13 protein-coding genes are annotated in these 14887 nt (G+C 63.8%); 11 read left to right on the top strand and 2 right to left on the bottom strand.

Annotated elements, in window-relative coordinates:
- Positions 1 to 173: 173 nt before the first annotated feature.
- The 3 genes from AC1DX6_RS18335 to AC1DX6_RS18325 are packed head-to-tail and all read left to right on the top strand — an operon-like array spanning position 174 to position 3663.
- Positions 174 to 1496, top strand: a complete 1323-nt coding sequence (locus AC1DX6_RS18335) for an NAD(P)H-dependent oxidoreductase (protein WP_477315799.1) — start codon at positions 174 to 176, stop codon at positions 1494 to 1496.
- Positions 1497 to 1516: 20 nt separating this feature from the next.
- A complete protein-coding gene (locus AC1DX6_RS18330; protein WP_477315797.1) occupies positions 1517 to 3004 on the top strand; it encodes a xylulokinase in 1488 nt (495 codons plus the stop codon).
- A gap of 56 nt (positions 3005 to 3060) precedes the next feature.
- The gene (locus tag AC1DX6_RS18325) at positions 3061 to 3663 is read left to right on the top strand and encodes a hypothetical protein (RefSeq protein ID WP_477315795.1); all 603 of its coding nucleotides are present in this window, start codon (positions 3061 to 3063) and stop codon (positions 3661 to 3663) included.
- Positions 3664 to 3669: 6 nt separating this feature from the next.
- Here the strand turns inward: AC1DX6_RS18325 and AC1DX6_RS18320 are convergent, their stop codons facing one another.
- Both AC1DX6_RS18320 and AC1DX6_RS18315 read right to left on the bottom strand, forming a co-directional pair.
- Entirely contained in the window at positions 3670 to 4632 is a 963-nt protein-coding gene (locus AC1DX6_RS18320; RefSeq protein ID WP_477315793.1) for a sugar-binding transcriptional regulator, read from the bottom strand.
- Between the two features lie 42 nt (positions 4633 to 4674).
- Positions 4675 to 5004 carry a hypothetical protein gene (locus AC1DX6_RS18315; RefSeq protein WP_477315791.1) on the bottom strand — a complete coding sequence of 110 codons (330 nt, stop codon included), beginning with the start codon at positions 5002 to 5004 and terminating at the stop codon, positions 4675 to 4677.
- Between the two features lie 27 nt (positions 5005 to 5031).
- Between AC1DX6_RS18315 and AC1DX6_RS18310 the strand changes: the two genes are divergently transcribed.
- The 8 genes from AC1DX6_RS18310 (at position 5032) to AC1DX6_RS18275 (ending at position 14876) form a co-directional block, all read left to right on the top strand.
- Positions 5032 to 6042, top strand: a complete 1011-nt coding sequence (locus AC1DX6_RS18310; protein ID WP_477315789.1) for an ABC transporter permease — start codon at positions 5032 to 5034, stop codon at positions 6040 to 6042.
- Positions 6043 to 6157: 115 nt separating this feature from the next.
- Positions 6158 to 7096: a substrate-binding domain-containing protein gene (locus tag AC1DX6_RS18305; protein WP_477315787.1), complete on the top strand. Its 939-nt coding sequence runs from the start codon at positions 6158 to 6160 to the stop codon at positions 7094 to 7096.
- 25 nt (positions 7097 to 7121) lie between these two features.
- Positions 7122 to 8630, top strand: coding sequence for a sugar ABC transporter ATP-binding protein (locus AC1DX6_RS18300; RefSeq protein ID WP_477315785.1), 1509 nt, complete (start codon positions 7122 to 7124; stop codon positions 8628 to 8630).
- Between the two features lie 115 nt (positions 8631 to 8745).
- Positions 8746 to 9510 (top strand): SDR family oxidoreductase, encoded by a 765-nt coding sequence (locus tag AC1DX6_RS18295; protein WP_477315783.1) that lies wholly within the window; start codon positions 8746 to 8748, stop codon positions 9508 to 9510.
- Positions 9511 to 9518: 8 nt separating this feature from the next.
- A complete protein-coding gene (locus AC1DX6_RS18290; RefSeq protein WP_477315781.1) occupies positions 9519 to 10304 on the top strand; it encodes an SDR family oxidoreductase in 786 nt (261 codons plus the stop codon).
- A 463-nt stretch (positions 10305 to 10767) separates the two neighbouring features.
- A complete protein-coding gene (locus AC1DX6_RS18285; protein WP_477315779.1) occupies positions 10768 to 11742 on the top strand; it encodes an ABC transporter substrate-binding protein in 975 nt (324 codons plus the stop codon).
- A gap of 75 nt (positions 11743 to 11817) precedes the next feature.
- Positions 11818 to 12897, top strand: a complete 1080-nt coding sequence (locus AC1DX6_RS18280) for a quaternary amine ABC transporter ATP-binding protein (RefSeq protein WP_477315777.1) — start codon at positions 11818 to 11820, stop codon at positions 12895 to 12897.
- Entirely contained in the window at positions 12894 to 14876 is a 1983-nt protein-coding gene (locus tag AC1DX6_RS18275) for an ABC transporter permease (RefSeq protein ID WP_477315775.1), read from the top strand. The genes AC1DX6_RS18280 and AC1DX6_RS18275 overlap by 4 nt, the downstream gene beginning before the upstream one ends.
- The last annotated feature ends 11 nt before the right edge of the window (positions 14877 to 14887 follow it).

The raw sequence follows: 14887 nt of genomic DNA, 5'->3' as shown, positions 1-14887 counted from the left end.
GGGGGCGCTGCCCCGCCAGCGTCAAAGGTTCTCACCGCCGCGAGCCCTCGCCATCAATTTGTATCCTGCCGCGATTGCCAAAATTGCCGGTTGAAATATTGTTCATTTGTAAATAGGAATGTTCAAAATGATGACCTCGACGCTGTGGCGCGTCAGGAACTGGAGGAAGCGACATGTCCCATCCGCAATTTGCAGCGGAACTTTTGCAGCGCGCTGAAAGCCAGGGACCGATCACCATCGGTCTTGCCGGCGCCGGGCAGATGGGTACCGACATCGTCGTTCAGGTCGCCTTGATGCCGGGCATGCGGATCGGTGCCATTTCCGAGGTCAGGCCGCAAGCGGCGATCGACGCCGCACTGCTCGCCGGCCACGACCGTTCCGACATCGTCCATGCGCCCAATGCCTCGGCCATCGACCGCGCCATCGAGGCCGGCAAGATCGCGGTGACCGAAGATTTGCATGCGCTGGCGGCAGCCGGCCGCATCGACGTCATCATCGATGCGACAGGTAATCCCAACATCGGCACGCTGTTTGCGCTCGAGGTGATGAAGAACGGCAAGCACATCGTCATGCTTAATGTCGAGGCCGACATCACCATCGGCCGTTTCCTCAAGGAAGAAGCGCGCAAGGCCGGCGTCGTCTATACGGGTGCTGCCGGCGACGAGCCTGCCTGCACGCTGGAGATCATCGGCTTTGCCAGGAGCCTCGGCTTCAACATCATCGCCGCCGGCAAGGGCAAGAACAATCCGCTGAAGATCGATGCCATGCCGGCCGACTATGAGAAGGAAGCGGCCGAGCGCAACATGAATGCGCGCATGCTGGTCGAATTCGTCGATGGCTCGAAGACGGCGATCGAAATGGTGGCGATCGCCAACGCCACCGGCCTGGTGCCCGATGTGCCCGGCATGCACGGCCCGACGGCAACGCTCGACGAACTCGCCAGCGTGCTCTGCCCGCGCGAGGATGGCGGCGTGCTGCACCGCAAGGGCGTGGTCGACTACTCCATCGGCAAGGGTGTGGCGCCCGGCGTGTTCTGCATCATCGAAACCAGGCATCCGCGCGTGCTGGAGCGCATGGTCGACCTCAAGGTCGGCAAGGGTCCGTATTTCACGATCTTCCGCCCCTATCATTTGACCAGCCTGGAAGTGCCGCTGTCGGCGGCGCGCGCGGTGGTCTACAAGCGCGCCGACATGGAGCCGCTCGACCATCCGGTCGCCGAGGCGGTGGCTGTCGCCAAGAGCGATCTTGGCCAGGGACAGTCGCTCGGCATGATCGGCGAGAACGACTATCGCGGCTTTGCCATGACCTGGGAAGACGCGCGCGCCAAGGGCGCGCTGCCGCTCGGCCTTGCCGAACGCGCCAAGGTGGTCAAGCCGGTCAAGACCGGCGACTTCCTGACCTATGAAAATTGTGTACCCGACGATTCGATGGTGATAACCCAGATCCGCCGCCGTCTCGACCAGTCGGATGGACGGTTCGTGACCAACGCCGCCTGACGCCGCCGGATCTCCGCCTGATGGACGATGTCGTAATCGGGATCGACGCCTCGACGACGGCCGTGAAGGCGATTGCCTTCACGCGCGACGGCGAAGAACTGTTCCAGGCGCGCGAGGCCTATCCGCTCGCCAATCCGAGACCCGGCCATTTCGAGCAGGACGCCGAACATTGGTGGACGGCGCTGCTTGGCGCGCTGAGGCAGGTCACTGAAAAGGTTGGCGCTTCCCGGGTGGCGGCGATCTCCGTCGCCCATCAGCGCGAGACCTTCACGCTGATCGATCATGCCGGCAAGCCGCTCATTCCCGCCATCCTGTGGCTCGACGAACGCGCCCGCCCGCAGGTCGCCAGGCTCTCGGCCGAGCTCGGCCGCGAGGCGATCCGCGACTGGAGCGGCAAGCCGCCGGACCCGACGCCGGCGCTCTACGCCATGGCCTGGCTGGCCGAACACCAGCCGCAGGCGCTCAACCAGGCAGCGGCGCTGGTCGACGTGCACGGCTTCTTCGTCCACCGTTTGACCGGACGGCTGGTCACCAGCACGGCAAGCGCCGATCCGCTCGGACTTCTCGACCTTGGGAGCGGCATCTGGCATCCCAAGCTTGTCGCGGCCGCGGGGCTGCGGCCAGAGCAACTGCCGGACCTTATCGCGCCGGGTGCCGTCTGCGGCGGCCTTGGTGAAAGTGTGGCACGGCTGACCGGGCTGAAGGCCGGCACACCCATTGTTGCCGGCGCCGGTGATGGCCAGGCGATGGGCCTCGGCATGGGCGTCTATGGCGAGGGCAAGACCTATCTTTCGCTTGGTTCCGGCGTCGTCAGCGGCTGCTATTCCAGCACCGTCACCACCTCGGATGCGTTTCGCACACTGGTCTCACCGACCGGCTTCGGCTTCATGCTGGAGACCGTGCTGCGCTCGGGCATGCAGCTGGTCGACTGGATCGTGCGCACCACCGGCTCGCCATCCGCAGCAATGCTGGAGAAGGCAGCGGTCGATGTTGCCGCGGGCAGCGACGGCCTGCTGGTCATGCCCTATTGGGCCGGCGTCATGAGCCCCTATTGGGACGGTGCTGCGCGCGGCGCCATTGTCGGCCTGTCGCTCGACCACCAATCGGCGCATCTCTTCCGCGCGGTGCTGGAAGGCATCGCTTTCGAACAAGCCATCGCCACCGAGGCGATGGAAGCACAGACCGGCGGCAAGCCGACTGCAATGATCGCTGCCGGCGGCGGCACCAATTCGGCGCTGCTGATGACGATCATGGCCAGCGTGCTTGAGCGACCGATCTCGGTTTCGCCGGTCAACGAAGCCGCCGCCCTTGGCGCCGCCATGCTGGCGGCTTGCGCGATCGGATGGTTTGCTTCGCCGCAGGCGGCGGCAGCGGCGATGACGGCTGCACCCACCAGGCACGTCGATCCCATCGACGAACTTGTGCCTTTCTACCGCGCCCGCAAAGCGATCTACCGCGACCTCTATCAGGCGACGCGCGACATCCACACAAGGCTCGGCAACGCGTGAGCCCCGCTCGCCGCTGATTTTGCGTGTACTCCCGCCAATGCTAGAATCGCTGGATCATGAAGACAGCGTTTCCTCTTGCGGCCCTGCTTTGGATTGCTTTCGCCGCAGTCCCGACGTCGGCGCTCGCGCAAGATGAGCCGCCGGCCGAGGCGCCATTGCAGGCGACGCTCGACATGGACCATGACGGTCGGATGGACCGCGTCGTGGTGGTTCAGGATGCCGACAGCGGCGAAGCCGTGCTTGCCATCTATCTGGGCGCCGGCGACGAAAAGCTCGACCCGTCGCGCAAGCCGACCTTCGTCAAGAAAGCCGTTACCGAAGGCCGGGTTCTCGAGCTCGCAGCCAAGGGCAAGGGCTCGCTGACCATCACCTCCTGTTTCGGCTGCGGCGCCAACAAATCATGGGAAGAGACGCTGACGATCGTCTATCGCGGCGGCAAATTCCTGGTCGCCGGCTTCAGCCGCAACTGGGACTGGAACGTGCAGAAGGCCGACCGCACCGTCGAGACCACGCTCGGCAGTTGCGACATCAACTATCTCACCGGCAAAGGCGTAGCTTCGCAGGATTTGAGCGACGGCAAGCCGGTCGCAGGAAAGTTCACGCTGAAGTCGCTGGCGAACTGGTCAGCCGACAAGCGCCCCAAGCCCTGCGAATTTTGAAACACCTCAACCGTTGAGCAGGCCCTTGGCCGCATCCTCGTCGGTGATCAGGACCGAGATCTTGTTGCTGGCAAGTGCTGCCCGCATGACGGCGATTTTTTCCTGACCGCCTGAAACCAGGATGATGTTGGGAATCTCCGACAGATCCTGCAGCGGATAGGCACAGACCCGCCGATTGACCTCGTGGTCGACCGGACGGCCCTCGGCGTCAACGAAATGGCACAGAATGTCGCCAACGGCGCCGGCGGCCTGCAATTCCTCGAGCTCGCTGGGCTTGATGAAGCCGTAATTGGCAATCGGGCTCTCGTTGGAAAACGAGCCGACGCTGAGCACGGCGATGTTTGCCCTGCGCGCACGAAAGACAACGTCCTGAACGCTGCGTTGGCTCATGAAGGCGTCGCGCTGCTCAGGCCTGTCGGCATAGACCGGCACCGGCAGCAGGAAACACTCGGCACCGATCTTTTCGGCGAACTCCCAGGCGCTTTCGGTCGGGTTGAGTGGTTGGGCGTGGGTGAGGCCACCCAGCATCGAGACCACGGTGGTCCTGGCGATCGGCCGCCGCGGCAGTTCCTTGATGGCAAACTTCAACGTGCGGCCCCAGCCCAGCGCAATGACGTCGCCGATGTTCACATTGTCGGCGAGATAGGTAGCAGCGGCATGGCCGATCATCAGCGGCGCGTTGCTCCTGTCGGCGGCCGACGGCACCACCACGGCCTGGCTGAGGCCAAAACGCTGCTTCAGGCTCTCCTCCAGCACCACGCATTCGACGACTGTGTCGCGAATGCGGAACTGGACGATGCCCTCCTCGCGGGCGGCGGAAAGAATGCGATGCACCTTGATGCGGCCGATGCCGAGGATCTCGGAAATGCGCTCCTGCGTCAGTCCCTCGACATAATAGTGCCAGGCCGCTCGCGCCTTGAGCTCGGCGTCCGGGAAGCGCGAGGCCTTCTCGTTCTCCATCACCGCCATCTTTTTGTCCTCCCGCGGCCGTGCGTAGCGGCCCGATGCTTTTCAACCGGCATTTGCAAACGGAACAACCGCCAGGCGTCCCTCGACATATCGCCGCGCGAAATGAAAACCGAAATAGTCAACATTTACTTTGTCTTGGCCGTCCGCCTCTGTTTGGCCGGCTAAAATGATCGAAAGAGAAAATCCACGCTTAAAACTCGACATTCCGCGCCCTTTCGTAAGCCAAACCGAACTGCAGCGCAAACCAGCGTCGAATGAAGCGGCAGGCCTTGACAATTTTCCGACGACCGGTTTAGCTGAACAAAGTTGCATATCAAAGATAAATTGTTCACGGGGGAGGGGCCTGGTGAACAAGAGCGGATGGCGAGGCATCGCCGTTTTGCTGGTGGAGGAGACGAATTGGCTGTGAGCAACGACACAAGCGAGTTGAAAGCCGGCACCGGTGCGCAGGCCGCGGCGGGCGCCAGGCTTTCGGCGCTGTTTGCCGGAACCATGGGACCGCTGATCGGACTGCTGCTGCTGTGCCTGGCGCTGACGCTGACCACCGACACGTTCCTGACCATGCGCAACATCCTCAACGTGCTCGACCAGATCACCGTGCTCGGCATCATGGCGATCGGCATGACGCTGGTGATCCTGATCGGCGGCATAGACCTGTCGGTCGGCTCGGTGCTGGCGCTCGCCGCCATGGTGATGGGCTATGTCGCCCATCCCGACTATCTCAATCTCGGCCTCGCGGCGGGTGTCGTTGCGGCCCTTGTCGTCGCCGGGCTTTGCGGGCTGGTTTCCGGCATGCTGGTGACGATCACCAGACTACCGCCCTTCATCGCGACGCTGGCCATGATGTCGGTGGCGCGTGGCCTCGCCAACATGATCACCGACGGCTCGCAGATCGTCGGCTTCCCCGACTGGTTCACCAACCTGTCGATCATCCGCCATTTCGGCTTCCTGTCGGTCACCGTCGGGCTGATGATCGTGCTGGCGATTGTCTTCGCCATCTTCCTCAACTACCGCGCCACCGGCCGCAGCCTCTATGCGATCGGCGGCAGCGCCGAGGTCGCCCGGCTCTCCGGCATACCGGTGAAGTCGCTGACCAACTGGGTCTACGTAATCTGCGGCGTGCTGGCCGGACTTGCCGGCATCGTGCTGGCGGCGCGTCTCGATTCGGTGCAGCCGAGCTCCGGCCTGGGATACGAACTGGACACGATCGCCGCGGTGGTGATCGGCGGCGCCAGCCTGTCGGGCGGCGTTGGCTCGATCGGCGGCACCGTGGTCGGCGTCCTCATCATCGGCGTTTTGCGCAACGGGCTGAATCTGCTCGGCGTCTCGCCCTTCATCCAGCAGGTGGTGATCGGCGTGGTCATCGCGCTCGCCGTCGCCACCGACACCTGGCGGCGAAGGGCGCAATGAGATTCGCCCGATATTCGGGCGGAATACGGATCGGTTGATCCGAAACTGGGAGTGTTCGGCCAAGGCGCCAGGGTGCGCCGGCAGAACAGATTGACCTTATCAACGGAGGAATAACATGCTGACCAAACGTTCACTCTTGCTTGCCGCGGCCGCCGTCATTCCGCTGCTCGGCCTCACCGACATGGCTTCCGCCAAGGACGCCAAGAAGCTCGGCCTCGCCGTCGCCAATCTGCAGGCCGACTTCTTCAACCAGATCAAGCAGTCGGTCGAAGCCTACGGCAAGGAAAAGGGCATCGAGATCGTCACCGTCGACGCCAAGGGCGATTCGGCAACGCAGGTCAGCCAGGTGCAGGATCTGATCACGCAGAACATCGACGCGCTGATCTACATCCCGGCCGGCGCCACCGCCGCCACCGTGCCGACCAAGACGGCGAAGGCTGCCGGCATTCCGGTCGTCAATGTCGATCGCAACGCCGATGGCGCACCAGGCGACACCTTCATCGCCACCAACAGCGTCGCCTCGGCCCAGGCGGTTTGCGACTACATCGCCAAGCAGGCCGGCGGCAAGGGCGAGCTGATCATCATCCATGGCCAGAAGGGCACGACGCCCGAGGTCGACCGTTCGAAGGGCTGCGGCGAAGCGCTCAAGGGCTACCCTGATATCAAGGTGGTCGGCGAGCTGTGGAGCGAAGGCTGGCACCAGGACGAAGGCTTCAAGCTGACGCAGGACCTTTTGCAGGCGCATCCCGACGTCTCCATCGTCATCGGCCAGGCCGATGCGCTGGCGCTCGGTGCGGCACAGGCCGTCAAGGTCGCCAATCCCGGCCACAAGGTCTGGGTTGCCGGCTTCGACGGTGACGTTGCGGCGCTCAAGGCGCTGAAGGACGGCGTCTTCGACGTCACCGCGACGCAGCAGACGCAAGGCATGGGCCGGCTCGCCGTCGACGCGGCGATCAAGCTGGTGGCCGGCGAGAAAGTCCCCGCCGAAGATCTGCAGGACGCGACGCTGACCACCAAGGACAATGTCGAGCAGTTCATCGCCAAGCATCCTTGAGACTTGAGAGTTGACGAGCGCAACGATGTCTCCTGACCCACGCCTCAGCGAAAGCCCGCACAACGGGCTTTTCGTCCACGGCCTCTGCAAGAGCTACGGACCGGTGCAGGTCCTGGCCGATGCGAGCTTTGAGGTGCGGCCGGGCGAGGTCGTGGCGCTGCTCGGCGAAAACGGCGCCGGCAAGTCGACTGTTTCGAACATCATTGCCGGATCGACCAAACCCGATGCTGGCACCATCACCTGGCGGGGGAAACCCTATTCCCCCGCCTCTCCCGCCGCGGCCATCGAGGCCGGCGTCGGCATGATCCACCAGGAACTGAAACTGCTGCCGGATCTGTCGGTTGCCGAGAATGTCTATGTCGGGCGCCTGCCGATGCGCGGCGGCCGCATCGACCGTGCGGCCATGAACGCGCAGGCCTCTGCACAGCTCAAGCGCCTCGGTCTCGACGTCTCGCCGGAGCGCAAGGTGCGCACGCTGCGCATCGCCGCCCAGCAACAGGTCGAGATCGCCAAGGCGCTGACGCTGAATGCCGAACTCCTGATCCTCGACGAGCCGACCGCAGCCCTTGGCGGCGAGGAAACGGAGCTTTTGTTCCAGCAGATCCGCAAGCTCAAGGCCGAAGGCATGTCCTTCATCTATATCAGCCACCGGCTGGACGAGATCGCCCAAATAGCCGACCGCGTGGTGGTGATGCGCGACGGACGCATCGTCGCCCGGCATGAGCGCGCCGATATTCCGGTGCGCACCGTGGTCGAGCAGATGGTGGGGCGCAGCGTCGAGCGGATGTTTCCGCCGCTGTCGCCGCCGGGAGCGGACACGCTGCTCGCAGTCGAGAACCTGTCCTCGCCCGAACGCAGCTTCAACAACGTCTCCTTCTCGGTGAAGTCAGGTGAGATCCTTGGCATCGCCGGACTGATCGGCGCCGGACGCACGGAGCTGGTGCGGGCGATCGCCGGCGCCGACCCGATCTCGTCGGGCTCGGTGCGCGTTGCCGGCCAAGCGGTGCATCTCAGTGGACCGGCGGCGGCGATCAGGGCCGGCGTCGTGCTGGTGCCGGAGGACCGCAAGGCGCAAGGCGTGGTGCTCGACCAGACCATCGGCGAGAATCTGGCGTTCGGCAATTTCGACCATGTGGCGCCGAACGGCTGGGTGTTTCCCAAGGCGGTGCAGAAATTCGCCGAGGCCGGCATCGCCAGGCTCGGCGTCAAAGGCAAGCCAGGCCAGGCGGTCAGCAAGCTGTCCGGCGGTAACCAGCAAAAGGTGATCATCGCCAAATGGGTGTCGCGTCCGCCCAAGGTGTTCATCCTGGATGAGCCGACGCGCGGCATCGATGTCGGTGCGCGCGCCGCGATCTACGATGTCATCGCCGACCTCGCCCGCTCCGGCATGGCGGTGGTGGTGGTGAGCTCCGACCTTGAGGAAGTGCTCGGCCTGTCGCATCGCGTGCTGGTGCTGAGCCGTGGCCGCCAGCGCGGCATTCTCGACCGCAGCGAAGCCAGCAATGTCGCCGTCATGGAACTCGCGACAAGTTAGGGTGACAGCACAGCAGGTGATATCCTCCCAAGGACCGGACCGCGCGGGGCGCCAGCAAAAAAGACTGGCGCCCCTTCATTTCGAGCGGCCGGCAGTTGGAGCAGAGGGACCGACGATGAAACTATTCGATCTACATGGAGACGTAGCGCTGGTAACCGGAGCCGGCAGCGGTATCGGCCAAGCGATCGCCATTGGCCTGGCCGAAGCCGGCGCCGATGTCGTCTGTTTCGGCCACACCTCCAAGGGCGGGCTGGACGAGACCGCGCACAAGATTTCGGCGCTTGGCCGTAAGGCGCTGGTGCTGACCGGCACGGTGACCTCGGAGGCCGACCTCGCGGCGGCGATCGAGCGCACCGAGAACGAACTCGGCGCGCTGACCATCGCCGTCAACAATGCCGGCATTGCCGGGGCCGAACCGGCCGAGACGATGTCGCTGGAGACCTGGCAGAAAATCTACGACGTCAATGTCAGCGGCGTGTTCCTGTCCTGCCAGGCCGAGGCGCGCAGGATGCTGACGCGGCGCAAGGGCTCGATCATCAACATCGCCTCGATGTCGGGCTCGATCGTCAATCGCGACCTGACCCAGGCGCACTACAATTCGTCGAAGGCCGCAGTCATCCACATGTCGAAGAGCTTGGCCATGGAATGGGCCGATCGCGGCCTGCGGGTCAATGTGGTCAGCCCCGGCTACACGCTGACGCCGATGAACAAGCGCCCGGAGGTCGCCGAACAGGTCAAGATCTTCGAGCGCGACACGCCGATGGGGCGCATGGCAACGCCGGAAGAGATGGTCGGCCCGACCGTGTTCCTGGCCAGCCGCGCCGCGAGTTTCGTCACCGGCATCGACCTGATCGTCGATGGCGGCTTTGTCTGTTGGTAGGAGGAAGAATGCAGAAGCGTTTCGAGGGAAAGACGGTCGTCATCACCGGCGCCAGCGGCGGCATCGGGGCGGCGATGGCGAAACGCTTCGCGGCTGAGGGTGCAGCAGTCGTCGTCAGCGCCATCGACCCGCGTGTCGACGAGGTCGCCGCCAGCCTGAAGGCGGCCGGCGCCAAGGTGGCATCGATGCGGATGGACGTGACCAAGAAGGATGAGGTCGCCGCCCTCTATGATCTGGCCGAACGAGAATTCGGCCGCGTCGACATTTCGGTGCAAAATGCCGGCGTCATCACCATCGCCAGGATCGAGGCGATGACCGAGGCCGAATGGGACAAGGTGATGGCGGTCAACACCAAGGGCGTGTTCCTGTGCTGCCAGGAGGCGATCGCACGCATCCGCAAGCACGGCGACGGCGGCCGGCTGATCAACACCGCATCCGGCCAGGCGCGGCAAGGCTTCATCTACACGCCGCATTATGCGGCGTCGAAATTCGGTGTCGTCGGCATCACCCAGAGTCTCGCCAAGGAAGTGGCCAAGGAGAAGATCACCGTCAACGCCATCTGCCCGGGCATCATCGACACCGATATGTGGGCCTACAATGACGCGGCATGGGGCAGGCTGATGGGCGACTACAAGCCCGGCGAGTTGATGGCCGAATGGGTGAAGAACATCCCGATGGGCCGCGCCGGCAGCGGCGAGGATGTTTCGGGCCTGGTCAGCTTTCTCGCCAGCAACGACGCCACCTACATCACCGGCCAGACCATCAATGTCGATGGCGGACTGATCATGTCGTGAGCAAGCTGTTCACGCCGTAAGCAATGCCCGACCGAGCCGACGCTGGAAGCGTCGGCGACCAGGCAACGCCGCTCGAAATTCGCGCTACGGACGGCATTGTGCGTTGCGCGAAGTGAACGTTGGTATATATAATTTCATCCCATGAAACGGCTTTGGCGAGATGGGGCTTGCCAGGCTGACAGCCGAGATCATGGGACCTTGATGGCTCGCACGTCTCAGAGCGCCGCAAGAGCGGCGATCGATCCGCGGATGATTGCTCGCGCAGCAATCCATCGGCAGCCATGACGCGGTCCGCACGACATCTTCACGGAATTGGGCACCAAGCCCTCTGCGCCGGCATCAGCACCGGCAGCTTTGTGGTGCCAACGGCCTTGCGCAACGACGAGCTTTCCCAACACAATCAAGAAAAGACGCAAGAAGGGAACGACTGAGAACTTCCACGTGGTTTGACAGGAGAACAAGCATGTCATTTCGGAGTGTGATTTCGAGACTATCAATGGGAGCCTTCGCACTTGCCGCGGCAAGCGCACTGACATCTTCGGCCCAGGCGGCCGCGCCTGAATCCAACGACCCAATCAAGATCGCGCTGTTCGACTGGACCAGCGTTAATCTGAACGCCAAGATCCTCGGCGGCATTCTCGAAAAGCTCGGCTACACCGTCGAATACCCGACCGCCGACTATCTCTCCAGCCTGACCACCGGCCTGACCAATGGCGACCTCGATGTCGGCCTGGAGTTCTGGGACACGACGGCAGGCGAAGCCATGAAGGCGTCCGACGCGACCGGACAGACGGAGCGCCTCGGCAAGCTCGGGCCGAAAGCCAAGGAAGAATGGTGGTTTCCCGAATACATGAAGGAAAAATGCCCGACCTTGCCGGATTGGCATGCACTGCTCGACGCGACATGCGCGGCATCGTTCTCGACGGCGGAGACCGCACCCAAGGGACGCTATCTCGGCGGCCCGGTGACATGGGAAGGGTTTGACGACGAGCGCGTCGAGGCGTTGAAACTGCCCTTCACCGTCATCCATGCCGGCACCGATGCGGCGATGTTTGCCGAACTGGACTCGGCCTATCAGCGCAAGGCGCCGATCATGCTGTGGATCTATTCGCCGCATTGGGCGCCGGCCAAGTACAAGGGCGAATGGGTGCAATTCCCCGAATACACGCCCGAGTGCTACAACGACCCGAAATGGGGCGTGAACCCCGACGCCAAATATGACTGCGGCAAACCGCATGGCGAGATCTGGAAATATTCCTGGTCCGGCATGAAGGACAAGTGGCCGGTCGCCTACAAGGTGGCGAAAGCCTTCACGGTCGACACCGACGAGCTCAACAAGATGAGCGGCGAAATCGATCTCGACGGCAAGACACCGGAAGATGTTGCCGCCGCCTGGATCGCCGCCCACGAAGCCGACTGGAAAGCCTGGGCACAGTAATCGACCCGACTGGAAAATGAGACCCGGCCGTGATCGGCCGGGTCCCAACTTTTGATGCTCCAGAAGGACGATTGGATGACGGATAGGACTGAACAGGCATCGCCGAAATCGGGCAAGGATGACCGCCCGATAAAACTGGCCTGCCGCAATGTGTGGAAGCTGTTCGGATCGAACGCGGCCAATTTCATCCGCGAGCGCGACGGCAAGGCCAGCATGGCTGATATCGCGGCGGCCGGACTGGTCGGCGCGGTGCGCGCCGTAGACCTCGAAATACGCCAGGGTGAGATTTTCATCATCATGGGCCTGTCCGGCTCCGGCAAGTCGACGCTGGTGCGCTGCATGTCGCGGCTGGTCGAGCCGACCCATGGCAAGGTCGAATTCGAAGGCAATGACCTGCTGAAAATATCCGATGCGGCGCTGATCGAACTCAGGCGCCACCGCATGGGCATGGTGTTCCAGAATTTTGCGCTGCTGCCGCATCTCAATGTGCTGGAGAACATCGCCTTCCCGCTCAGCATTCAGGGGCAGGACCGGCCGACGCGCGAAAAGCGCGCTCAGGAAGTCATCGAACTCGTCGGTCTGCGCGGCCGCGAGCATTTCTATCCACGCGAACTGTCCGGCGGCCAGCAGCAGCGCGTCGGCATTGCCCGCAGCCTGGCGACCAAGCCGGAAATCTGGTTCCTCGACGAGCCGTTCTCGGCGCTCGATCCGCTGATCCGCCGCGAGATGCAGGACGAACTGATGCGGCTGCAGACCATGCTGCACAAGACCATCGTCTTCATCACCCATGATTTCGACGAGGCGATAAGGCTGGCCGACCGTATCGCCATCATGAAAGACGGCGAGGTCATCCAGATCGGCACGCCGGAACAACTGGTGGTCAATCCGGCGACCGACTATGTCGCCGAATTCACCCGCGACGTCGACCGCGCCAAGGTGATCTCGGCGCGCAGCCTGATGCGTGCCTGCGACGGCTCGGAGCATGGCGGCACGGTGGCGCCTGAGGCCAAGATCGCCAGTTTCTCAGCCAGCATCGTTTCCGCCGGCAAGCCGTTCGCGGTGGTCAATGGCAGCGGCAAGCCGATCGGCGAAGTGACGCCGCAAGCGGTAATCGATCTTCTCGCCGGCATCGATCGTTCCGGAGCCGCCGCATGACGGTGACCGCAAGCACTAGCGCTGCAAGGCCTCGCCCGGTTCAGCTTTGGCTGCTGGTCTGGGCCTGCGCCCTCGCCGCCGTGCTCGTCGTCTTCCTGCTGCAGGACAGCCTGCCCTGGGCCGTCAACTATCCAGCCGACGCGATCGTTCCGGTCGCCGACTGGGTCAGCGCGCTGATGCGCTGGATCAAGCTGAACCTGTCCTGGCTGACGCGGTCGATCACCGCGGTGCTCGGCGTTCCCCTCGATTTCGCGCTCAATCTTCTGGCCAAGAATTTCAAGATCGGTCACGGTGCCGACGCCTATGTCCTGCCGCGCCTATCCTGGGTCGGCGTCTGCGCGGCTGCCTTCCTCGCCGGGCATGCCGCCGGCGGCCGCAAGCTCGGCGCATTGGTCGGTGGCTGCTTCCTCTACATCGCGCTGTTCGGCCAATGGACCAGCGCCATGCTGACGCTCGGGTTGATTTCCATCGCTGTGCCGTTCTGCATCGTCACCGGCCTGTTTGCCGGCATCTGGGCCTGGCGCAAGCCATGGGCCGAAAGGCTCATCGTCTCCCCTGCCCTCGATCTGATGCAGACGATCCCGACCTTCGCCTATCTGATCCCGATGCTGCTTTTGTTCGGCAACAGCCCGGTTTCGGCGATGATCGCCACCGCCATCTTCGCCACGCCGCCGATGGTGCGGGCAACGATGCTGGGCCTGTCCAGGGTGCCGTCCGAGATCGACGATTTCTCAGAGATGGCCGGCTGCACGGCGCGACAGAAACTGTGGCGGGTGCTTTTGCCATCGGCGCGGCCGACATTGATGGTCGGCGTCAATCAGGTCATCATGCTGGCGCTGAACATGGTCATCATTGCCTCGATGATCGGCGCCGGCGGCCTTGGCTACGATGTGCTTTTGGCGCTACGCGCGCTGAAGGTCGGCGAAGCGATGGAGGCCGGCCTTGCCATCGTGGCGCTGGCCATCGCGCTCGACCGGCTGAGCCAGGCCATCGCGCGCAAGCAGGCGCAGGGCCAGACACATCAGGCCGCGAGCCCTGTCTTCTGGCGCCGCTATCCCAATCTCACGCTTGCGGTAGCCATCCTTGCCGTCACGACGCTGCTCGGCCTGTTCGTGCCGGCCTTCGCCGCGGTGCCGAAGGCGATCACCTTCACCACCGCGCCGCTGTGGAAGGCAGCGGTGAGCTGGATCACCATCAACTTCTTCGACACGATCGAGGCGTTCCGCGTCGCGCTGATCCTCAACGTGCTGAACCCGGTGCGCGCCTTCTGCGAAGGTTTCCCGTGGCTGGGCGCGGTCGCCCTGCTCGGCCTTGCCGGCTACCAGCTCGGCGGGCTGCGGCTGGCCGCCCTGGTCGCGGCGCTGACAGCTTTTTGCGCCATCACCGGGCTCTGGGAAAAGACCATGGCGACGGTCTATCTCTGCGGCATCTCGGCCTTCATCGCGTGCCTGATGGGCATTCCGATCGGGCTCGCGGCATCGCGCAGCGACCGTTTCGAAAAGATCGTCACGCCGGTCATCGATACGCTGCAGGTGCTGCCGTCCTTCTGCTTCATCATTCCGGTGGTGATGCTGTTTCGGGTCGGCGACGTCACGGCGATGATCGCAACCGTTGCCTTCGCCGTGGTGCCGGCGATCCGCTACACCAATCACGGCATCAGGCAGGTGCCGCCGGCGCTGATCGAGGCGGCCAAGGTTTCAGGCTGCACGCCGCGTCAAACTTTCTTTCGCGTACAATTGCCGCTGGCGCTTCCCGAGATCATGCTCGGCGTCAACCAGACAATCCTGATGGCGCTGGCGATGATCATCATCTGCGCCATGGTCGGCACGCGAGACCTCGGCCAGGAGGTGTTCATCGCGCTGTCCAAGGCCGAGGCCGGCCGCGGCATCGTCGCCGGTCTGGCCATCGCCTTCATCGGCATCGTCGCCGACCGACTGTTCAACGCCTGGACAGCGAAGGCCCGGGCAAAGTTGGGATAGTCTGACTGGTG

Source organism: Mesorhizobium sp. P2_C4, from assembly GCF_056404575.1.
Note: the sequence above shows the minus strand (reverse complement) of the source record. Positions and strands in the feature narration are given on the sequence as shown.